This is a genomic window from Amycolatopsis sp. lyj-90, from assembly GCF_046549035.1.
In the GTDB taxonomy this organism is placed as follows: Bacteria; Actinomycetota; Actinomycetes; order Mycobacteriales; family Pseudonocardiaceae; genus Amycolatopsis.
Genome location: NZ_JAJPWP010000003.1, coordinates 51,748 through 71,334, shown reverse-complemented (window position 1 = coordinate 71,334; position 19,587 = coordinate 51,748). Strand labels below are relative to the sequence as shown.

The 19,587-nt window shown below is 68.6% G+C and carries 20 protein-coding genes; 10 read left to right on the top strand and 10 right to left on the bottom strand.

The window, feature by feature from the left end:
* Positions 1–19 precede the first annotated feature (19 nt).
* The gene (locus ACLJPX_RS11740; protein ID WP_410600104.1) at positions 20–625 is read right to left on the bottom strand and encodes an alpha/beta hydrolase; all 606 of its coding nucleotides are present in this window, start codon (positions 623–625) and stop codon (positions 20–22) included.
* Positions 622–1,581, bottom strand: coding sequence for a ring-cleaving dioxygenase (locus tag ACLJPX_RS11735; protein WP_101610975.1), 960 nt, complete (start codon positions 1,579–1,581; stop codon positions 622–624). The genes ACLJPX_RS11740 and ACLJPX_RS11735 overlap by 4 nt, the downstream gene beginning before the upstream one ends.
* Before the next feature lie 98 nt (positions 1,582–1,679).
* Here ACLJPX_RS11735 and ACLJPX_RS11730 point away from each other — a divergent pair, with 98 nt between their 5' ends.
* Together ACLJPX_RS11730 and ACLJPX_RS11725 are read left to right on the top strand one after the other, a co-directional pair.
* Positions 1,680–2,129 carry a MarR family winged helix-turn-helix transcriptional regulator gene (locus tag ACLJPX_RS11730; RefSeq protein ID WP_410600103.1) on the top strand — a complete coding sequence of 150 codons (450 nt, stop codon included), beginning with the start codon at positions 1,680–1,682 and terminating at the stop codon, positions 2,127–2,129.
* Positions 2,130–2,175: 46 nt separating this feature from the next.
* The gene (locus tag ACLJPX_RS11725) at positions 2,176–2,556 is read left to right on the top strand and encodes a VOC family protein (RefSeq protein ID WP_410600102.1); all 381 of its coding nucleotides are present in this window, start codon (positions 2,176–2,178) and stop codon (positions 2,554–2,556) included.
* A gap of 51 nt (positions 2,557–2,607) precedes the next feature.
* Here the strand turns inward: ACLJPX_RS11725 and ACLJPX_RS11720 are convergent, their stop codons facing one another.
* Genes ACLJPX_RS11720 through ACLJPX_RS11705 form a run of 4 tightly spaced genes read right to left on the bottom strand, consistent with a single transcriptional unit; the run spans position 2,608 to position 7,719 of the window.
* Positions 2,608–4,209 carry a benzoate-CoA ligase family protein gene (locus ACLJPX_RS11720; RefSeq protein WP_410600101.1) on the bottom strand — a complete coding sequence of 534 codons (1,602 nt, stop codon included), beginning with the start codon at positions 4,207–4,209 and terminating at the stop codon, positions 2,608–2,610.
* Positions 4,210–4,228: 19 nt separating this feature from the next.
* Positions 4,229–5,650 carry a benzoyl-CoA 2,3-epoxidase subunit BoxB gene (gene boxB, locus ACLJPX_RS11715; RefSeq protein WP_410600100.1) on the bottom strand — a complete coding sequence of 474 codons (1,422 nt, stop codon included), beginning with the start codon at positions 5,648–5,650 and terminating at the stop codon, positions 4,229–4,231.
* Between the two features lie 6 nt (positions 5,651–5,656).
* Positions 5,657–7,249 (bottom strand): 2,3-epoxybenzoyl-CoA dihydrolase, encoded by a 1,593-nt coding sequence (boxC, locus tag ACLJPX_RS11710; protein WP_410600099.1) that lies wholly within the window; start codon positions 7,247–7,249, stop codon positions 5,657–5,659.
* Between the two features lie 32 nt (positions 7,250–7,281).
* Positions 7,282–7,719 carry a hypothetical protein gene (locus tag ACLJPX_RS11705; RefSeq protein ID WP_410600098.1) on the bottom strand — a complete coding sequence of 146 codons (438 nt, stop codon included), beginning with the start codon at positions 7,717–7,719 and terminating at the stop codon, positions 7,282–7,284.
* A gap of 245 nt (positions 7,720–7,964) precedes the next feature.
* Between ACLJPX_RS11705 and ACLJPX_RS11700 the strand changes: the two genes are divergently transcribed.
* Together ACLJPX_RS11700 and ACLJPX_RS11695 are read left to right on the top strand one after the other, a co-directional pair.
* Entirely contained in the window at positions 7,965–9,866 is a 1,902-nt protein-coding gene (locus tag ACLJPX_RS11700; protein ID WP_410600097.1) for an ABC transporter ATP-binding protein, read from the top strand.
* Between the two features lie 13 nt (positions 9,867–9,879).
* Positions 9,880–10,764, top strand: a complete 885-nt coding sequence (locus tag ACLJPX_RS11695; RefSeq protein ID WP_410600096.1) for an alpha/beta fold hydrolase — start codon at positions 9,880–9,882, stop codon at positions 10,762–10,764.
* On the opposite strand, the gene ACLJPX_RS11690 is transcribed toward ACLJPX_RS11695, so the two are convergent.
* Positions 10,745–11,506, bottom strand: coding sequence for a 2-keto-4-pentenoate hydratase (locus tag ACLJPX_RS11690; RefSeq protein WP_410600095.1), 762 nt, complete (start codon positions 11,504–11,506; stop codon positions 10,745–10,747). The genes ACLJPX_RS11695 and ACLJPX_RS11690 overlap by 20 nt on opposite strands.
* Positions 11,503–12,300, bottom strand: a complete 798-nt coding sequence (locus ACLJPX_RS11685) for a 2-keto-4-pentenoate hydratase (protein WP_410600094.1) — start codon at positions 12,298–12,300, stop codon at positions 11,503–11,505. Before ACLJPX_RS11685 ends, ACLJPX_RS11690 begins: the two co-directional genes overlap by 4 nt.
* A 130-nt stretch (positions 12,301–12,430) precedes the next feature.
* On the opposite strand from ACLJPX_RS11685, the gene ACLJPX_RS11680 reads away from it, so the two are divergent.
* The 4 genes from ACLJPX_RS11680 to ACLJPX_RS11665 all read left to right on the top strand — a co-directional run bounded on the left by ACLJPX_RS11680 (position 12,431) and on the right by ACLJPX_RS11665 (position 16,201).
* Complete coding sequence (locus tag ACLJPX_RS11680) at positions 12,431–13,003, top strand: hypothetical protein (protein WP_410600093.1); 573 nt, start codon at positions 12,431–12,433, stop codon at positions 13,001–13,003.
* 34 nt (positions 13,004–13,037) lie between these two features.
* Positions 13,038–13,445, top strand: a complete 408-nt coding sequence (locus ACLJPX_RS11675) for a CoA-binding protein (protein ID WP_410600092.1) — start codon at positions 13,038–13,040, stop codon at positions 13,443–13,445.
* A gap of 280 nt (positions 13,446–13,725) precedes the next feature.
* Positions 13,726–14,508 carry an IclR family transcriptional regulator gene (locus ACLJPX_RS11670; RefSeq protein ID WP_101610986.1) on the top strand — a complete coding sequence of 261 codons (783 nt, stop codon included), beginning with the start codon at positions 13,726–13,728 and terminating at the stop codon, positions 14,506–14,508.
* 1 nt (position 14,509) lies between these two features.
* Entirely contained in the window at positions 14,510–16,201 is a 1,692-nt protein-coding gene (locus ACLJPX_RS11665; RefSeq protein ID WP_410600091.1) for an L-lactate permease, read from the top strand.
* On the opposite strand, the gene ACLJPX_RS11660 is transcribed toward ACLJPX_RS11665, so the two are convergent.
* Entirely contained in the window at positions 16,182–16,592 is a 411-nt protein-coding gene (locus ACLJPX_RS11660; RefSeq protein WP_101610988.1) for a GNAT family N-acetyltransferase, read from the bottom strand. The genes ACLJPX_RS11665 and ACLJPX_RS11660 overlap by 20 nt on opposite strands.
* Positions 16,593–16,741: 149 nt before the next feature.
* Between ACLJPX_RS11660 and ACLJPX_RS11655 the strand changes: the two genes are divergently transcribed.
* On the top strand, positions 16,742–17,614 hold the full coding sequence (locus tag ACLJPX_RS11655) for a nuclease (protein WP_410600090.1): 873 nt from the start codon (positions 16,742–16,744) through the stop codon (positions 17,612–17,614).
* A 121-nt stretch (positions 17,615–17,735) separates the two neighbouring features.
* Entirely contained in the window at positions 17,736–18,131 is a 396-nt protein-coding gene (locus tag ACLJPX_RS11650; RefSeq protein WP_101613551.1) for a sigma factor-like helix-turn-helix DNA-binding protein, read from the top strand.
* Positions 18,132–18,224: 93 nt separating this feature from the next.
* Here ACLJPX_RS11650 and ACLJPX_RS11645 read toward each other — a convergent pair whose 3' ends face one another.
* On the bottom strand, positions 18,225–19,493 hold the full coding sequence (locus tag ACLJPX_RS11645) for an RNA polymerase sigma factor (RefSeq protein ID WP_410600089.1): 1,269 nt from the start codon (positions 19,491–19,493) through the stop codon (positions 18,225–18,227).
* Positions 19,494–19,587: the final 94 nt, after the last annotated feature.

The window sequence follows — 19,587 nt, the reverse complement described above, 5'->3', positions numbered from 1 at the left end:
GGCTACTTTGCTCTCACCGCTACGGGTTGAGCCACCCCGCGGCCGCGACCAAACCGTTGCCCGTCACCTGGTGACCGCCGGGATGGCGGTGGGCGACGACGTCCGCGGAGCGCTCGCGCAGGTCGCGGACGAGCGCCTCCGCCGACGCCAGCGGCGCCATCGGATCGTGCTCGCCGTTCGACAGGAAGACCCGCGTACCGGACAGATCGTGGCGTGGCGGCGACGGGAGCGGGGACATCGCCGCGAACAGCGCGGCCTCTCCGACGGCGTCCGGGCGCAGCAGGGTCACCGCGGCGGCGATGTTGGCGCCGTTGGAGAACCCGATGGCGACCAAGCGCCGGTCACCGAGGCCGTACCGCTCGCGCGAGGCGACCACGAAGTCGGCCAGCTGGTTCGCGCGGAAGGCGACGTCCTCGTGGTCGAAAACGCCTTCCGCCAGCCGCCGGAACCACCGTGCCGCACCGTGTTCCGACACCGGCCCGGCCGGCGCGAGCAGCGCCGAGGCAGGGCTGAGCTGACGGGCGAGCGGTACGAGATCGTCCGGCCCGCCGCCGGTGCCGTGCAGGAGCAGCAGCACCGGCTCGTCCGGCGACCCTTCGACGTACTTGTGGTCCAAAGTGCTCATCGCGGGTTGTTCTCGCTCGGGAGGTCCAGCTTCGGCAGCATCGCCTCGATGTCCTCGCGCTTCGGCTCCAGCCACGGCGGCAGCTTCAGCGCGCGGCCGAGTTCGAGCAGCGGCTCGTCGATCGCGAACCCGGGCTCGTCGGTCGCGACCTCGAGCAGCGTGCCGCCCGGCTCGCGGAAATAGATCGAGCGGAAGTACTGACGGTCCAAAATGGACGTCACGTTCACGCCGTCGTCGATCAGTTCGTCGCGCCACGCGGCCTGGGTCGCCTCGTCCGGCGCACGCCAGGCGACGTGGTGCACGGTGCCCGACGCCACCAGCCCGCGCGGGGCGTCCGGCGTCACGAGGACGTCGACGAGGGCTCCAGGGCCGCCTTCACCGGCGGAGAACCGCAGGCGGTTGCCCTCCTGGTGCTCGAAGGCCAGGCCGAGGCCGTCGGTCAGCATCCCGGCGGTCGCGTCCTCTTTGGACACCGAGAGCGTGACGGAGTGCAGGCCGCGGATGGCGTGTTCGGCGGGGACGAGCTTCGTGTCCCAAGGGTCGCGCGGGTCGCCCTGCGGATGCGCGACGAGCGCGAGCTTCAGTCCGTCCGGGTCGAGGAAGGTGAGCGTCTCCTCGCCGTCGGAGTTGCGGATCTGGCTCGTCTCGATGCGGCTCTCGGCGAGATGCTGCTTCCACCACCCGAGCGACGCCTCCGGCACGGAGAACGACGTCGTGGTCGCCTGTCCGGTGCCGTGACGGCCCTTCGGCGCGTCCTTCCACGGGAAGAACGTCATCAGCGAGCCCGGCTTGCCGGACTGGTCGCCGTAGTAGAGGTGGTACGTGCCGGGGTCGTCGAAGTTCACGGTGGTCTTCACCAGCCGCAGGCCGAGGGCCCGGGTGTAGAAGTCCGCGTTGCGCTGGGGATCGCCACCGATGGCGGTGACGTGGTGCAGGCCCGAAGTCTTGATCGACATGGTGCCCTCCTCCGAGGTCCGGTGAACTCAAGCTAACCCGAAAACCTCTCGCGCGCAAGATATATTCCTGGAAGAGTTCCTGGTGTACCCTCGCCCGCGTGACAGCGGAACCGAACGACGACGAAGTGGTCACGTGGTGGGGCCTGGTGATAGAGGGCTACCTGGCCACGCAGAACAAGCTGATGGGCGAGATCGCCGAACGCTTCGGCCTGGCGCCGGCCTCGTTCGACATCCTGCTGCGGCTCGTGCGATCACCGGAGCACCGGATGCCGATGACGCGGCTGGCCGTCGAGGCGGCGTTGTCCAGCGGCGGGTTCACCAAGGTCGCGGACCGGCTGGTGGCCGCGGACCTGATCTGCCGCGTGCCCAGCCCGGACGACCGCCGCGTCACGTTCGCGGCGCTCACCGAGCACGGTCTCGACGTCGCGCAGCAGGCCCGGGAGGCGTGCGCAGAGATCCTGCGGCGCATCGTCCTGGCTCCGCTGGGTGACGACGCGCCCGGTCTCGCCGAGGCCATGCGCACCTTGCGCACGGTCAACGGGTCTTGAAAAACCGGTTCTGGCCTGCCGCTTTCCCGAGGCGCACGCTTTGGGGATGCTCACCGAATCGACGATCACGACGATGCTCCCGGTGACCGACGCCGAACGCGCCGGCCACTTCTACGCGGATTCCCTCGGCCTGCGCCGGACTTCCACCGGCGAGGACGGGACCGTCTACTTCGAGGCGGGCGCGGGCTCGATCGGCCTGCGCCCGATGCCGTCCGGATCGCAGAGCGAGAACACCGCGCTGAGTTTCGAGGTCGGAGACCTGGCCGCCGAGGTGCGGGCGCTGGAGGACCGCGGCGTGCGGTTCCAGGACTTCGAGGCGGACGGCATCAAGACCGTCGGCCACATCGCCGACCTCGGCAAGGAACGCGCGGCCTGGTTCACCGACAGCGAGGGGAACGTCCTCTGCCTGCACGAGGTGGTCGCCTGACCCCCGCGTTTCGTCCTCTGGTTGCGGTAGTCGCGCGGGCAAGTACCGCGACTAGAGGACCAAATGCGGCGGGGCGGCGGGCGCCCGGACCTCGTACATGTCCCGCACGAGTTCGCGGATGACGTTGCGCCGGATCTTCCCGGTCGCCGTCTTCGGCAGTTCGCCCAGCTCGACGACGCCTCGCGGCCGTTTGAACGACGCCAGCCCGGACCGGCAGAACTCGATCAGCTCGTCCGCGTCCAGCCGTTCGCCGGGAACGCCGACCACGCACGCGACCGGTTTCTCGATGCCGTCGGCGTCGAAGGCGGCCACGACCGCGACCTCGGCGACCGCCGGATGCTGCAGCAACCTGTCTTCGACCTCGGCGGGAGACACCCAGATCCCGCCGGGTTTCAGCATGTCGTTGAAGCGCCCGAGACAGGTATAGCTCCCGTCGGCGTTCCGCACGAAACTGTCGCCCGTCCGCAGCCATTCGCCCTGGAAGACCTGCTTCGTCGTCTCGTACCGCGCCCAGTACCCGGTCGCGATCGACGGCCCGGCGACGTACAGCTCACCGGGCTGCCCGTCCGGCACGGGCTCGCCGTGTTCGTCGCGCAGGGCGACCTCGTAGCCGGGCACCGGCACCCCGGTGCTGCCGGCGCGCACCTGACGCGGCCGGTTGGACAGGAAGATGTGCAACGCCTCCGTCGAGCCGATCCCGTCGATGATCTCGACGCCGAACCGGTCGCGGAACCGTTCGTACAGCACGGCGGGCAGTGGTTCCCCGGCCGAAACCGCCTGGCGCACCGAGGCGAACGTGTCGTCCGGGATGTCGCTGGCGAGCAGCGCCGCGTAGAAGGTCGGGACGGCGAAGAACAACGTCGGCCGCTCCGCGCGGGCTCTGGCGGCGATCAGCCCCGGGGTCGGTCTCGCCGGTTCGAGCAGCGCCGTCCCGCCCGCCTCGAGCGGGAAGAACGCCGAATTCCCCAAGCCGTAGGCGAAGAACAGCTTCGGGACGGAAAGGAACCTGTCGTTCGGGCCGGTGTCCAGCACGTCGCGCGCGTACGTCTCGCAGACCGCGCGGATGCCGGCGTGCCGGTGCATCGCGCCCTTCGGCTTGCCCGTCGTCCCCGAGGTGTAGAGCCAGAGTGCGGGCGAATCCTCCCAGGTCGGCGCCGGTTCGAAACCGCTCTCGTCCACTGTGGACAGATCGCTCCAGTCGTGCGCGCGGACCCCGGACGGCAGTTCGGCGGCCTTGGCCCTGTCGAGCACGACGTCGGTGACCTCCGGCGCCAGCCCGAGCGCGATCGTCGCCTGCGCGGCGAACTCGCCGGAAACGCACAGGACCCTGGCCCGCGAATCGGCCAGCACCTTGCCGAGGTCCAGCCCGGTGACCATCGTCGACACCGGAACCGCGACCGCTCCGGCCAGCATCGCGCCGAGGATCCCGGTGAGCAGCTCGACGTCGTCGACCATGCAGAACAGGACCCGCTCCTCGGGGCGGACGCCGATCGCCTTCAGTCCCGCCGCGACCCGGCGGGTCTCGGCCGCGAGCCCGGCGTAGGTGAGACTTCGCCGCGGGGACACGACCGCGGCCTTCGCCCCGTGCCCTTCCGCGAGATGCCGGTCGAGCAGGTAGCTCGCCGCGTTGAACCCGGTAGCGGCAGCGGTCACGGGCGCACCTTCAATCGGCTCAGCTCAGGTAAACGTATTCGTAATCGAACGGTTTCCCATTGATGCCCTGGCGTGGCGGGGCCACCCAGCTCGCGATCTTTCCTCGCTCGTACACCGGGTGCATCAGCGATCGGACGAAGGTCAGGTCTTCGGGAGTGGGCAGCCACTTGCGTTTGCCGGCCAGCCAGGTCCGCTCGTCGACAACGGTGCCGTCGGGCGTCACATGGTGGCCGGAGTTTATGCCGACTTCGCGGTTGAATCCAGGGTGCGGGAGGACGAATCGGAAGTCGATTCCGGCCTCGTCCAGAATCTTGTTCCAGCGGTTGACCCCGGTCTGGCAGTCGGCGCGGTACTCCTCCCGCAGGTCGAGGTTCAGCAGCAGGATGGCCTGCAGTTCGTCGGTCCCCCAGGTGCCGTCGGCCCTCGGCCGGGGCAGCGATCCGGCGGCGTCGGTGAGCTTGTGGTCGTCCTTGCGGCGGGTCTCCTGCCAGCGGCCTTTGAGCCCGGCGGTGTAGTAGTTCGCCGCGTTGGTCGAGGTCTCGCTGCCGAACAGGTCGAGCGAGACGGTGTAGTGGAAGTTGAGGTAACGCTGGATGACCTCCAGCGGGATCCCGCCGTTCCCGGCGATGTCGAAGGTGTCGTGCTCGCGGATCAGTTCGGCACTGCGGGTGACCACCCGGTCGACCCCGGTGGTGCCGACGAACATGTGGTGCGCCTCTTCCTTGAGCATGAATTCACAAGTGCGGGAAAGCGGGTCGAAGCCGCTTTCCTTGAGGGTGCCGAGCTGATATTTGCCATCGCGGTCGGTGAAATAGGTGAACATGTAGAACGCGAGCCAATCCGCGGTCTCTTCGTTGAAGGCGCCGAGGATGCGCGGGGCGTCCGGACTTCCGGAATTCCGGAGCAGGAGACCTTCCGCTTCGTCGCGGCCTTCCCGCCCGAAGTAGGCGTGCAGCAGATACACCATTGCCCACAGGTGACGGCCTTCTTCGACGTTGACCTGGAAGAGGTTCCGCAGATCGTAAAGGCTCGGCGCGGTGAGCCCCAGCAGTTTCTGCTGCTCGACCGACGCGGGTTCGGTGTCGCCCTGGATGACGATGAGCCGCTGCAGGTCGGCGCGGTACTCGCCGGGGACCTGCTGCCAGACCGGTTCGCCCTGGTGCTCGCCGAACGTGATCACCCGGTCCGGATCCCGCTCCGCGAGGAAGATCCCCCACCGGTAGTCGGGCACGTTGACGTGGTCGAAATGCGCCCAGCCGTCCCGGCCGACGCTGACCGCGGTGCGCAGGTACACCCCTTCGGTCCGGAGCGTGGGGCCCATCTCGCCCCACCAGTCCAGGAACTTCGGCTGCCAGCCCTCCAGCGCCCGCTGGAGCCGCCGATCACCGGAAAGATCGACGTTGTTGGGGATCTTGGCGTCGTAATCGATCTTGGTGGACATGGGTTTTCAAACCCGCTTCCTGTCGAAGACGGCCTTCTGACCAGTACCGTAACGACGCAAAGCGCCTTCGGGACCGGATGCGTTCGGACGAGTGAAGATCCAGTTCTGCCAGGCGGCCAGGCGGCCGAAGATCTTGCTTTCCAGTGTCTCGGGGCCGACGAACCGGTGGTTCGCCTCCATCCCGCTCAGGGCGTCCGGGCTGAGCGAAGCCCGGCCTTCCAGCGCGATCCGGATCTCGTCCTCCCAATCGAGGTCGTCCGGCGCGTCGGTGACCAGGCCGAGGTCGTTCGCCTCCGCCGGGCTCAGTGGCTTGCCGCGCTCGTCCTCGAGTCTCGTGACGTGGTCCGGGTCGCCGAAGAACCGGGACTCGAGGCGGGACAGGCCGTTGCCCATCGGGAACCGGCCGAAGTTGGCTTCGGACAACATGATCGACGCGCGTTCTTCACTGTCTTCGTCGTCGATCGGCGGGCCGTCCAGGATGTACTGCCGGTCCGCGGCGAGCGCGAGTTCCAGCAGGAGCCCGGCGAAGCAGCTGCCGGGTTCGATGAGCGCGATGAGACTGCGGCTGGTGACGTCGAGCCGCTTCAGCGTCCGCTTCCAGTAGTGGACGATTTCGTTGCTCAGGCAGTCTTTCGCGTCGAACACGGCGCGTTCGTGTTCGAGGACCTTCGCGGGATCGCCCTCGGTGCGGAGCACCCACGTGCCGAGCTCGGGTTCGTTGGTGCGCAGGCGAAGGATCGCGTCGTCCAGTTCACGGGTGACGTCCAGTAGCCAGCCGTCGTCGTCTTCAGGCCCCTTGACGGTGATGGTCGCTTCGGCCGGGCTCAGCGAAATGTCGACGTAGCGATGCGTGAGCGGAGTCAGCTCGACACCTTCGCCGTCGAGCCGCTCGCTCGTCCGCGCGAGTTCCTTGGCCCTGGCCAGGACGGCTTCGCGGAACCCCTGCCGCGGCACGAGTTCGTCGACGAGCCGCCAGTCGACGGCCGTCCGCCCCTTCACCCCGTCAGGACGGGTGGCGAAGACGTCGGCGAGATCACGCCGGACACCGCGTTTGTCGACCACCCTGGTGAGCCCGCCGGTGCCGGGGAGGACGCCGAGAAGCGGCACTTCCGGCAGCGCGACGGTCGAGGAGTTGTCGTCGACCAGCAGGATCTTTTCGCAGGCCAGCGCGATCTCGTAGCCGCCGCCGGCACAGGTGCCGTTGACCGCGGCGACGTACAGCTGGCCGGAGTGCGCGGTGGCGTCCTCCATGGCGTTGCGGGTCTCGTTGGTGAACTTGCAGAAGTTCACCTTCCACTCGTGCGACGACGAAGCCAGCATGCGGATGTTCGCCCCGGCACAGAAGACGTTGTCCTTCGCGCTGGTCACGATGACCACGCGAACCTCGGGATGCTCGAACCGCAGGCGTTGCGTCGCGTCGTACAACTCGATGTCGACGCCGAGGTCGTACGAGTTGAGCTTGAGCTCGTAACCCGGTACGAGACCCCCGTCGGCGTCGACATCGAGTTCGAGCCACGCGACGTCGCCGTCGGTGGACAGTTTCCAGTGCCGGTAGCCGCCGGGATGACGTTCGAACGTCACCGTTGTGGTCCGCGTCACCCTTCCGATTGTCTACATTGAACTGATTAACGTCAATGTTGTGTAGAAAGTTGGTCAGGCGCGGTCACCCGGTTGAGCTTCGTCGCCGCCCAGGTCACGAAGCCCCACAGCAGCAGCGCCGACACGGTGTCGGTGTAGATCGTGGCGAACCAGAAGGCCGGGATCTGTGGCACGGCCACGAGGAAGTGACCGAGACTCGCCAGGCCGGACAGCGAGTAGACCATCAGGAACGCGAGTGCCCGCCAGTAGCGTCCGCGCCGGTAGTCGCGGTAGCCGAGCAGGCCGATCGCGGTCAGGACGACGTACGCGACGGCGACCAAAGCGGCGACGACGCCGACCGGGAGGCCCTCGACCTGCGGGTAGTCGGCCGCCCTGATCACGTTGTGCGCGTAGTGCAGCGTGGTGGACAGCAGAGTGAAGGCGAGGATCAGCCGCAGCGCGGTGAGTCCCCGGTCCTGAAGAGCTTCCATGTTCGCCCCCTTGCGATTTGATAGATCGCTCTAGCGAGAGCGTAGCTCATGGTGGGTGGGAGCTGAAGGGGACTTTCGTCCCGCTCTGTCGCGCCCGAGACCGGCCCTGCGCGTGCAATGAAAGGCCCGTTACTTGCAAATTTTGCAAGTAACGGGCCTTTCATTGCACGCGCGACGGTGCTGGGTGCGGCGCCCGGTCGGCAAGGGCCTCGGAAATGTCGGTGGGGGCGCGTAGAGAAGGAGGAGTGCCCGAAGCCACCGTGCCCCTGATCGGGGTCGAGAACCTGAAGATGCCCGAGTGGGCCACGCCCGACGAGGCCGTGGCCGACGCGGGGATGGTCAAGGCCATCCGCGCGCTCCCGTCCGCCGTGGCGATCGTGCTGCGGCTGGCCTGGCGGACGTCGGCGCGGCTGACCCTGCTCGCCGGCGTCGTCCACGTTCTTTCCGGTTGTGTCACGGCGTTCGGCCTGCTGGCGACGGCGAACGTGTTCACCGCGCTGCTGGAGAACGGGCCGACCCCGGACAGGGTGCTGGAATCGCTGCCCGCGCTGGCGATCGTCATCGGCTCGTACGCCTTGCGCGCGCTGCTGGACACGGCGGTGGCCGCGGTCGAGGGCACGCTCCGGCCGCGGGTCGTAACCTCGGCGGGCGACGAGGTCACCGCCGCCATGGTCCGGGTCCGGTTGCTGGCCTTCGAGGACGCCGATTTCCGGGAGCTGGCCAGGCAGGGCGCGCGGGACGGGGTCCGGTCGATCGAGATGAGCCTGCGCTGGATCGCGGATCTGACGTCGGCGCTGATCTCGCTGATCGCCGCGCTGGTGGCGGCGGGCCTGCTGAATCCGTGGCTCGCGCCGGTGCTGCTGCTCGCGGCGGCGGCCGACGGCTGGGCGGCGGCCAAGGTCGCGCGGCTGAACTACCGGCACTATCTCGACACCGTCGGCCGGAACATCCGGAAGAGGATCGTCGAGGAGGTGGCCACCTGGCGCGCCTTCGCCCTCGAACGGCACGCCCTCACGCTGCAGGAGCCGCTGCTGCAGGAGTACCGGCGGATCACCGAAAGCCTGATGCGCAAGGAGGTCCAGCTCGCGCATCGCAGCAACCTGGTCCGGCTGACCGGGCGCGCGGCGGCCGGGCTGGGCACCGCGATCGCGTATCTGGTGCTCGGTCTCCTGCTCTACAGCGGGCAGATGGAACTCGCCCTCGCCGGGACGGCCGCGCTCGCCATGCGGACGGCGTCGAACTCGCTGTCCGTCACGATGCGCGCGGTGAACGCCATGTACGAGGAGTCGTTCTACATCGCCTTCTTCCAGCGGCTGCTGCTGGAATCCGCAAAACGCAGCCCGGTGAAGGACGGGGTCGTCGCACCGCCGGATCCGGCGGAGATCCGGCTGGAGAACGTCAGTTTCACCTACCCCGGCCAGGAAAACCCCGCGCTGCGCGAGGTTTCGCTGACCATCCGGCGCGGCGAGGTGATCGCCCTCGTCGGCGAGAACGGCTCGGGCAAGACCACGCTGGGCAAACTGCTCACCGGGCTGTACCCGCCTTCGGACGGGAAGGTCTTCTGGGACGACGTCGATCTCGCGGGCGCCGATCACGAGTCGGTGCACGCGAACATCGCCGTGATCGCGCAGGATCCCGCCGAATGGCCGATGACCGCGGAGCACAACGTGACCGTCGGCAGACTGGGCCGGGAAGACCCGGAACGCGCCGCCTGGCACGACGCGATCACCTCCTCCGGCGCCGACGAGGTGATCGAATCCCTGCCCGCCAAGGAGAAAACGGTGCTGTCCAAGAAGTTCAACGACGGCCAGGACCTTTCGGGCGGGCAATGGCAGCGGATGGGCATCGCCCGCGGGATCTACCGTGACGCCGCCGTCCTCGTCGCCGACGAGCCGACGGCCGCGCTCGACGCGAAGGCCGAGGCGCGGGTCTTCGCCGGGCTGAGGCACGCGAGCGCGTCCGGGGCGGGCAGGCGCACGACGATCCTGGTGACCCACCGGCTGGCCAACATCCGCTCGGTGGACCGGATCCTGGTACTGGAGAAAGGGCGGCTGATCGAGCAGGGCACGCACGCCGAACTCATCGAGGAAGGCGGGCTCTACCACGAGCTCTACGAGATCCAGGCTCGCGCGTATCGCGGTGAGTAGTCACACTGTCCTGATGCCGGAGACAATCGCCGAAGTGAACGGCATCGAGCTGTGTCACGAGACGTTCGGCCCGCCGGACGGCAAGCCGTTGCTGATGATCATGGGCCTGGCCTCGCAGATGATCTGGTGGGACGACGAACTCTGCGAGCACCTCGCGGCCGAGGGGTTCTTCGTCATCCGCTACGACAACCGGGACGCCGGCCGCTCCAGCCGGATGGCCGGACGCGCGAGCCTGCCGCTGGCGTACACCCTGCGCACGGCGCCGTACTCGCTGAAGGACATGGCGGATGACGCCGCCGGGCTGCTGGACGAACTCGGCGTCGAGAGCGCGCACGTCGTGGGTGCGTCGATGGGCGGGATGGTCGCGCAGACCCTCGCCATCGAGCATCCGTCGCGGGTGCGCTCGCTGACGTCGATCATGTCGACCACCGGGAACCGGTTCGTCGGACGGCCGAGCGCCAAGGCGATGGCGATGCTGCTTTCGGCACCGCCGCGGAATCGCGAGCAGTACGTCGACTACCTGGTGCGCACCTTCCGCGTCATCGGCTCGCCGGGTTATCCCTTCGACGAGGCCCGGATGCGTGAGCGCGCTGAACGGTCCTTCGACCGCGGCGTCAATCCCGGCGGGACCGCCCGGCAGCTGGCCGCGATCCTGTCGAGCCGGGATCGCTTCCGCGCCCTGCGCAAGGTCGAGGTGCCCGCTCTCGTCGTGCACGGCGCGAAGGATCCGCTCGTGCACGTCTCCGGCGGACGGGCGACAGCCCGTGCGCTGCGGGAGTCCGAATCGGACATCGTCCCCGGCATGGGACACGACCTCCCGCGCGCGATCTGGCCGCGGCTGGTGCGCGGTCTGGTCCGGACGGCGGCCCGCGCCGACTTCAAGACCCGGCGAGCGTGATCGAACCCAGATGCGAGAAATGCGCCGCCACCCGTGATCCCGGGCGCAGCTCGACGGCGTCGGTCATCCCGCCGGTGAGCACGATCCAGCCCGGCTCAAGCGCGAGCCCGCGTACACCCAGGGTGTTGGCCGCGAGCGCCAGTGCTTCCGCCGGATGCCCCTGCACGGCGGCACCGGTGGCGGTGTCGACGATGGCACCGTCGACCTCCAGGAGCGCCGCCTCCAGCGAAAGGTCCACTGCAGACGGATCGACGCCGACGGGACCGAGTGTGAAGTACGCGGAGAAACCGTTGTCCGCCACGGCGTCCGGCAGCTTGAAGCGGTAGTCGCGATACCGGCTGTCGATGATCTCGACGCCGCCGTAGACCCGGTCCACCGCCGCCATCGCGGTCGCCGCGGTCACACCGGGACCCGCGAGTCGTTTACCCAGCACGAAAACCAGCTCGGGCTCCGCGCGCGGGTGGATCAGCGACGGCACCGGGACACCGGCGGGCAGGACCATCGCGTCGGTCAGCCACGCGAGCAACGGCGAGTCGACCCCCATGCTCTGCCGCATCGCCCGCGACGTCATGCCCAGCTTGACGCCGACGACCGTCTCGCCCCGCGCCCGCCGGAGCCGCAACGCCTCGTCCTGGATCGCGTACGCGGTATCGACGTCCAAAGCGGGCCACTCGTCTGTCAGCGGCTCGCGTTCTTCCCCGGACAGCAGCGCTTCCGCCGCCTCCCGCACACCAAGGCTCACGGCCGCTCCTCCCCGGAGAACTTCGCGGTGACACTGCCGAGCCCCGCCATCGTCGCGACGACGGTGTCGCCGGGGCTCACCGGGATCGCGCGCGTCATCGAGCCCGGCAGCACGACATGCCCCGGCTCGAGTGCCACACCGAGCGGCCCGACCGTGTTCGCGAGCCACACCAGCGCGTTCACCGGCGAGCCGAGGACGGCGCCACCGGCTCCGGTGGCCGCGATTTCGCCGTTCTGGTGCAGAACGCAGCCCACCAGCCGCAGGTCGAGGTCGCCGATCGCGGTCGGCCTGCTGCCGAGGACGACCCCGCCGGAGGAAGCGTTGTCCGCGATGGTGTCGACGATGCTGATCTTCCAGTCCTGGATGCGGGAATCGACGATCTCCAGCGCCGGGACGACGAAGTCCACCGCCCGCAGCGCGTCCGCCACCGTGACGCCGGGGCCGCGCAACCGCGAGCCGAGCACGAACGCGATCTCCGGTTCGATCTTCGGCTGCAGGAAATCGCCGATCGGGATCGGCTGGTGTTCGAGGTGGAACATCGAGCCGGTCAAATGACCGTAGTCGGGCTGGTCGACGCCCATCTGCCGCTGCATCGCGGCGGACGCGAGACCGACCTTGTGCCCGCGGACGTCGTCGCCGCGTTTGGCCCAATGGCGGACGAGCCGCTGCTGGATGCGGTACGCGTCCTCGAGGGTCGCGGCCGGATACGTCTCGATCAGGGGCGCGATCGGCTTGCCGGTCTCGTACGCGCTGAGCAGCGCGGCCGCGGCCTCCTGCAGCGTGCTGGCGTCCATGGGCTCCTTCCGACAGCCGAACTCTGCCCCCTCGTCTTGGCCCGCACAAGGTGCCCGTTCCACTGGCCGGTACGACCAGATTAGGCCGAAAGTGTCTTGCGCGGCCGCGATCTTCACCTAGCCTGCTCCCATGTCCGATTGGACGCTCTCGCGGGCGAAGACCAGGATCGACCGTCGTGAGGAGCTCGACGAGCTCACCGCGCGCATCCGGTACGAGGTGCGCGTGCACCTCAACGAACCCACGTCGCACAACGCGTACGACGAGCTGACCGACATCTTCGCGATCGGGCACGCGGAGTGTTCGGCGCTGCTCAAGCACCGTCGCGTCCTCCCGCTGTGGGAGCGGCTGCTGCTGACGCGCTACACCCGCCGCCTCTACGGCAAGGCGATCTCGGCGACCGTCGGCGATCTCCCCGCCGACGCGGGACCGGCGCCCGCGGCCGCGTTCGGCCCGGAGATCGCGTCCCTGACCCCGGATTCCGGCGACACCGGCGCGAAGTTCGACATGCAGGGCCGCGGCCTGGTCAACGTCTTCCGGATCGCCGCCGGGAGACACGGCGAGAGCTGGCCGGACCGCCACGACGTCGCGACGACGTCCGCGCGCAGCGTCCTGACCTGTTCCGCGGTCTTCCTCCGCCGCCGCGCCTGGCACGTCGTCTGGCCGGTGTACCGGGTGCGCGGCCTGCGACTGTGGAAGCTCTAGGAATTCCCGCGCGCCCGGGATGGTTGAACCCGGTATGACCGATCGCGCCACCGAGATCCTCGCCGGATCGAAGACGATCGCCGTCGTGGGGCTGAGCCGCGATCCGGCCAAGGCCTCGCACGGGGTCGCGGCCGTGCTGCAGGCACACGGCTTCCGGATCATCCCCGTCCACCCTTCGGCCGACGAGCTGCTCGGCGAGAAGGTCTACCGCTCGCTGACCGACATCCCCGAGCCCGTCGACCTCGTCGACGTCTTCCGCCCGTCCACCGACACCCCGCCGATCGCCGAACAGGCCGTCGCGATCGGCGCGAAGGCGCTCTGGCTCCAGCAGGGCATCACCTCCGCCGAGTCCCGCCGGATCGCCGAAGAAGGCGGCTTGGACTACGTCGAAGACCGCTGCACGGCGGTCGTCCGAGCGGTCGCGAACCTCTCGGTCCGTTAGAAACACACTCCGGGCCGAACCCCTCGCCGTCTTTCCGGCGAGGGGTTCTTTCATGTCCGTGAATAGAAAAATGGCCCCTGAACTCATACACCCAATCGGAACCGCCTAAGGGATTGGTCCAAACCGGTGATCTTGACCGCAAGGCCCCGAGCTGGGAAAACTTGTCCGGTCGACAGTTTGTTAAGAAACCTTCCCAACGTTGGACCGAACTGTTAACGTCCGAATCCGCTTAGCGGCAACCGGTACCGGCCATCGGTACCCCGGTCCAACGGAGGGCGATGTGGGCACACCACGGGGCCTGGATTCCAGTGGCACACTCGAGCGCGGACTCGCGGTTCTCGAGCATGTAGGCCAGAACCAGGAGATTTCCACCAATGCGATCGCCAGGCAACTGGGTCTCTCCCGGAGCGCCGCCTACCGCATCGTCGGCACCCTCAAGAACCTCGAATACCTCGAAGCCGATCGCGCCACCGGCCGCGTGCGGCTCGGCACCCGGCTGGTCGAACTCGGCGCCCGCGCGATGGCGGCGACCGATCTCCACCGCTGCGCGCCGCGCTATCTCGCGTCGCTCGCCGAGCGGAGCGGCGAGACGACGTACCTCGCCGTCCCGGACAACGACACGATGGTCTACGTCGCCACCGAACGCAGCGCCAACGCCGTCACCCTGGCCTGCCGCCTCGGCACGCGACGCCCGCAGCACGCGACTTCGCTGGGCAAGGCGTGGCTGGCGGCACTGCCCGAACAGGACCGCGTCGAACGCATCCGCCGGATGAAACTCGACAGCCTCACGCTCAAGACGATCAACGACCCGGCCCGGCTGCTCGACGACCTGGCCAGGACGAGCCGTCGCGGCTGGGCCGTGGACGAGGTCGAAAACGAGCCGGACGTCGGCTGCGTGGCCGCCGCCGTCCGCGACCACACCGGACGGCCGATCGCCGCGATCAGCATCGCGGGCCCCGCGGGCCGCGTGCTCCGCCGTACCGACGAACTGGGCGCGACAGTGGCCGGAACCGCCGCCGCACTGTCGCTCCGGCTGGGGTACGTCCGCGCGCAAAGGGGCTGAGGTGGGCTGGATCCAGGATTACCAGCCGGCGGGCGGGCTGTGGCTGTCCGCGGCGCTGGCGGCGTTGCCGATCATCGTGTTGCTGGTGACGCTGGGCGTCCTGCGCCGATCGGCGCATCTCTCGGCCGCGCTGGCGCTGATCACCGCGCTGCTGGTCGCGGTGCTGCTGTACCGCATGCCCGCCGGGCTCGCCTTCGACTCCGCGGCCATGGGCCTCGTGTTCGGGGTGTGGTCGGTGGCCTGGATCGCGTTCCACGCCGTGTACTTCCACAACGTCACCGTCGCGACCGGACGGTTCGACAACATCAAGGCGGTCCTCGCCGGGTTCAGTGAGGACCGCCGCCTCCAAGCGCTGCTGATCGCGTTCGGGTTCGGCGCGCTGCTGGAAGGGATCGCGGGCGGCGGGTCACCGATCGCGATCACCGCGGCGATGATGGCCGCGCTCGGCTTCCCGCCGGTGAAGGCGGTCGTGCTGGCGTTGCTGGCGAACACCGCGCCGGTCGCGTTCGGCGGTCTCGGCAATCCGCTCATCGTGCTGGGCAGGCTGACCGCGCCGATCCTCGGCCTGCCACCGGAACAGGCGACGGAACTGTTCTCGTCGATGGTCGGGCGCCAGCTTCCGTTGCTGGCCCTGATCGTCCCCGGTTTCCTGATCGTCGTCCTCGCGGGCTGGAAGCGGATGGCCGAGGTCTGGCCCGCGGTGCTGACGGCGGGCCTGTCGTTCGCGGTCATGCAGTTCGTCACCTCGAACTTCATCAGCCCGAGCCTCGTCGACGTCGTCGCCGCGCTCGCCGCGATGGGCTCCCTGTGGATCCTGACGCGGTTCTGGCAGCCGCGGGCGGTTTGGCGTTTCGACGGCGAAGAGCCGGTGAAGGCCGGGGCGAGTCTCGGCGCGGCGAAGGCCGAACGCGGCGCGATCTACGCGTGGGCCCCGTACATCGTGCTGATCGCGGCGATCTTCCTTTCCCGCGTCGGCACGATCTTCAAGAACCTGCCCGAATGGCTGGACCTGACGAAGTTGCTGCACAGGGCCGACTGGGTGTTCGCGTGGCCGGGGCTGCACAAGGAGGTCGTCCAGCACGCGCCGATCACGCCCAAGGACACCCCGTACGCGGCGACGCTGACCGTCGATTTCCTTTACTCGCCGGGGACCGTCGCCCTGTTCGCGGCGATCGTGGCGGGTTTCGCGATGGGCGCGAAACCGGGTCTGCTGCTGGCCACCTACCGGCGGACGCTGCACCAGATGCGGTGGGCACTGGCGACGATCTTCATGATCCTCGCGATCGCGTTCGTCATGAACTACTCGGGCGCGACGCAGACCCTCGGCCTCGCACTGGCGACCACCGGGGTGCTGTTCCCGGTGTTCTCCGCCTACATCGGCTGGCTGGGCGTCTTCCTCACCGGCTCGGACGCGTCGACCAACAGTCTCTTCGGGCCGATGCAGGTGATTTCGGCGCAGCAACTGGGTGTCGACCCGATCCTCGCCGGCGCCACGAACACCTCGGGCGGCGTGATGGGCAAGATGATCTCGCCGCAGAACCTGTCCATCGGCGCCACCGCGATCGGGCAGAGCGGGCAGGAGGGCGCGCTGCTGCGGCAGACGTTCCTGTGGTCGGTCCTGCTGACCGCCGTGGTCGGGGTGATCTCGCTGCTTCAGGCGACCGTGCTGAGCTTCATGATCCCGGGTCCGTGAGCCGGATCAGGCCCGCCTCGGTCGCCCGGAAACCGCAGGCGTCGAAGTAGAACGGACGCAGTTCCGGCACGAAGTCGACGTGCAGCCATTCACAGCCCGCCGCCCGCGCGTGGAGCACGGCGAGCCGGACGACGGCCGTGGCGATCCCCCGCCGCTGATGGGTCCCGCGGGTCTTCGTGTCGAGCAGGAACGCGTGGTCCCCGCCGTCCCAGGCGACGTTCACGAAGCCGACCAGCGTTCCGGCGGGTTCCCGGGCGGTGACCCAGCCGAGGCTGTGCCGCCGGATGCCGTTCCACCAGCCGGGCACGGGCTCGCCGCCGTGCGAACGGACGAGATCGGACATCTCGTCGTCGGTGACCGGGTCACGCCAGCGGTAGGAGAAGTCGGTCATCCCGCCAGCATCCCGGAAATGATCATTTCGCGCCAGCCATTTGAAGATCTCCGAGAATGTCCACAATGGTCATCCGATCTTTACCGGCGACTGGTCTGGATGGATGAACGGAAGGTTCGTTCACCGGAATGAGAACTACCGTTGTGCCCATGCCCATGACGCTGATAAAAGGTACGTTCCAGCTTGTCGGAGCCTCACCGGACGGCGATTCGGTGCGGTTCTATCCCGACGATCCCCAGGCGACCAAGAAGGCGGGACTGAAGGTCCGGCTGAATTCGCGGGGCGGGATGCAGTTGCGGCTCGACGCGATCGACGCGCTCGAAACGCATTACCAGGCCAGGGGAACCGGCGGGATGTGGCATCAGCCCGCGGAATTCGCCGACGCCGCGGCGGCGAACCTGCTGAAGGTCCTCGGCTTCAAAACGGTCGAACGCGATGAACGGGGAAGGGTCAGTTCGTCGACCCCGATCAAGGTAGCGGGTCACATACTGACGCGATTCGCCGACAAATACGGACGAGCGGTGGCGTTCGCCTTTCCCGGACAACGGCCGGGACGGTCGGCAGACCTTTCCAAGGTCCACCTCGACGTCAAAACACTGAAGAACTCCGCGAACTACCGGCAGGTCGCGGACGGACTCGTCTACCCGACGTTCTATTCGCTGCTTTTCCCCGATCTCCGCGACGCGCTGGCCGAGGCCGCCGCCAAAGCGCGTCAAGACGGACTCGGGCTGTGGCCGGACGACGTCACGAACACCGGGTTCAAGCTCTCGTCACGACGTCAGCTGGCCGACGAACTGGTCATCCTGCCGAAACTGTTCCGCAGGCTCGTCGACTACCTCGCGCTCGACGAAAGCGACGGGGTCTCGCTGACCGGCTTCTCCGACTTCCTGGACTCCCGCAACGACCGGCTGTTCACCGTCCCGGACGGGCACGCCACCGAATTCGAGACGCTGGTGAGCGTGAAGCGGCAGACCGTGAACCTGACGGTCGAACCGGAACGGATCGTCTTCATCGAGGCCTGAACACCCCGGTGTGGGCAAAAAGACCGTACCTCCCGCCCCTCCGCCGTGCTCATCTGAAAGGTGGGAGAGGGAGCCGATGCGAGTACACGGTTCGCGGCGGTCCGAGGAGGCCGACGGGCGGATGGAGACAGCTTCGAAACTGGTCGACGCCATCCGCGTCCTGGTCGTGCGCTACTGCCGGGCGCGGATCGGACGACGGTCGGGCACCTACGACACCGCCGACGCGGTCGCGAAGGACAGTTGCCTCGCGATCCTCGCCGGAGCCGAGGGGGTGCCCGCACTTCTCGCGTTCGCCTACGACGTCACGCGCCGCCTGGTCGACGACTTCCACCGGACCGCCGCCGAACTGCCGAACCCGCTTTCGGGGCTGCCGGGGCAGCAGCGCGAGATCATGGTGCTGCGGTCGCTCGTCGGGCTTTCCACCGACGACACCGCGCTGGCGCTCGGCTGCTCCGTGCAGGCCGTCCGGCTGGGCCAGCACCGCGCCCTGACCGCCCTGCGCCCCGCCCCCGCCTGACCCTCGCCGCGTGGATTTCCCCGCGTTTCGTCCTCTTGTTGCGGTGGTTCGCACCACGAACTACCGCACCAAGAGGACGAAACGCGGTCGAGGTCAGGGGGTGCAGTCGGCCGCGCGGTTCAGCAGCAGGGTGCGTTCCCGGTCGTTCCCGGTCATCTCCGCCGCGCGCTCGAACTCGGCGCGGGCCTCGTCGAGACGGCCGAGCTTCGCCAGGAAGTCGCCGCGCACGCTCGGCAGCAGGTGATACGACTTCAGCGCGGGCTCCGACGTCAGTCTGTCGACGACCTCTAGCCCCGCCTCCGGCCCGACGGCCATCGACAGCGCCACCGCGCGGTTCAGCTCGATCACCGGCGACGGGTTGAGCTTCCCGAGACCTTCGTAGAGGACCGCGATGCGTCCCCAGTCGGTCTCATCGCCCGTTCGAGCCCGCGCGTGGCAGGCGGCGATGGCGGCCTGTGCCGCGTAGACGCCGAAAGCGCCGTCCGCGAGCGACTCGGCGAGGTCCAGCGCGGCGAGGCCGCGGCCGATCAGGAGCCGGTTCCATTTGGCCCGGTCCTGGTCGAGCAGCAGCACGGGCTCACCGTTCGGCCCGACACGCGCGGCGGACCGCGAAGCCTGGATCTCCATCAACGAGACGAGCCCGTGCACCTCGGGTTCCTTCGGCATGAGCCCCGCGAGGATCCGGCCGAGCCGCAGCGCCTCCTCGCACAACCCCGGCCGCATCCAGTCCTCGCCCGCCGTCGCCGAATAGCCCTCGTTGAAGATCAGGTAGATGACTTCGAGCACCGACGAAAGCCGGGCGACCCGATCCGGCCCCTCGGGCACCTCGAACGGCACCTTGGCGTCGCCCAGCGTCTTCTTCGCGCGGACGATCCGCTGCGCGATGGCGGTTTCCTTGGCGAGGAACGCCCGCGCGATCTCGTGCGTCTGCAGCCCGCCGATCATCTTCAGCGTCAGCGCCACCCTGGCCTCGGTCGAGAGCACCGGGTGACAGGCGGTGAACACCAACCGCAGCAGATCGTCCTCGATGTGGTCGTCGAGGCCCGCGGTGAAGTCGGGTTCCTCCTCGAACTCCTGCTCGCGGCCGATCTCGCCGAGTTTCCGGTCGTACCGCTCGTTGCGCCGGAAGGTGTCGACGGCGCGGCGTTTCGCCGTGGTCATGAGCCAGGCGCCCGGATTCCTCGGGACGCCCGACTCAGGCCACTGTTCGAGCGCGGCGACCAGCGCGTCCTGCGCCAGTTCCTCCGCGAGGCCGACGTCGCGCGTCATCCGCGCGAGACCGGCGATGAGGCGGGCCGATTCGATCCGCCACACCGCGTCGATCGCCGACCGTGGGTCTGCTGTTGCCGTCACGCCGACCAATCAACATCGTCGGCGCGACGACCGCAAGCCTAGGCCGTGTCCTGCAAGTCTTGTTCGCGGTCTTCGCGCCCAGGCGGCCCCTGACGGCACGGGC

Bases quoted from the DNA above. Each gene is read 5' to 3' on its own strand.
- ACLJPX_RS11695 (WP_410600096.1), top strand. From the start codon at position 9,880: ATGCCGGAGACAATCGCCGAAGTGAACGGCATCGAGCTGTGTCACGAG.
- boxB (WP_410600100.1), bottom strand. From the start codon at position 5,650: ATGTCCACCAAGATCGATTACGACGCCAAGATCCCCAACAACGTCGAT.
- ACLJPX_RS11740 (WP_410600104.1), bottom strand. From the start codon at position 625: ATGAGCACTTTGGACCACAAGTACGTCGAAGGGTCGCCGGACGAGCCG.
- ACLJPX_RS11685 (WP_410600094.1), bottom strand. From the start codon at position 12,300: ATGGACGCCAGCACGCTGCAGGAGGCCGCGGCCGCGCTGCTCAGCGCG.
- ACLJPX_RS11660 (WP_101610988.1), bottom strand. From the start codon at position 16,592: ATGACCGACTTCTCCTACCGCTGGCGTGACCCGGTCACCGACGACGAG.
- ACLJPX_RS11680 (WP_410600093.1), top strand. From the start codon at position 12,431: ATGTCCGATTGGACGCTCTCGCGGGCGAAGACCAGGATCGACCGTCGT.
- ACLJPX_RS11655 (WP_410600090.1), top strand. From the start codon at position 16,742: ATGCCCATGACGCTGATAAAAGGTACGTTCCAGCTTGTCGGAGCCTCA.
- ACLJPX_RS11735 (WP_101610975.1), bottom strand. From the start codon at position 1,581: ATGTCGATCAAGACTTCGGGCCTGCACCACGTCACCGCCATCGGTGGC.
- ACLJPX_RS11725 (WP_410600102.1), top strand. From the start codon at position 2,176: ATGCTCACCGAATCGACGATCACGACGATGCTCCCGGTGACCGACGCC.
- ACLJPX_RS11705 (WP_410600098.1), bottom strand. From the start codon at position 7,719: ATGGAAGCTCTTCAGGACCGGGGACTCACCGCGCTGCGGCTGATCCTC.
- ACLJPX_RS11650 (WP_101613551.1), top strand. From the start codon at position 17,736: ATGGAGACAGCTTCGAAACTGGTCGACGCCATCCGCGTCCTGGTCGTG.
- ACLJPX_RS11675 (WP_410600092.1), top strand. From the start codon at position 13,038: ATGACCGATCGCGCCACCGAGATCCTCGCCGGATCGAAGACGATCGCC.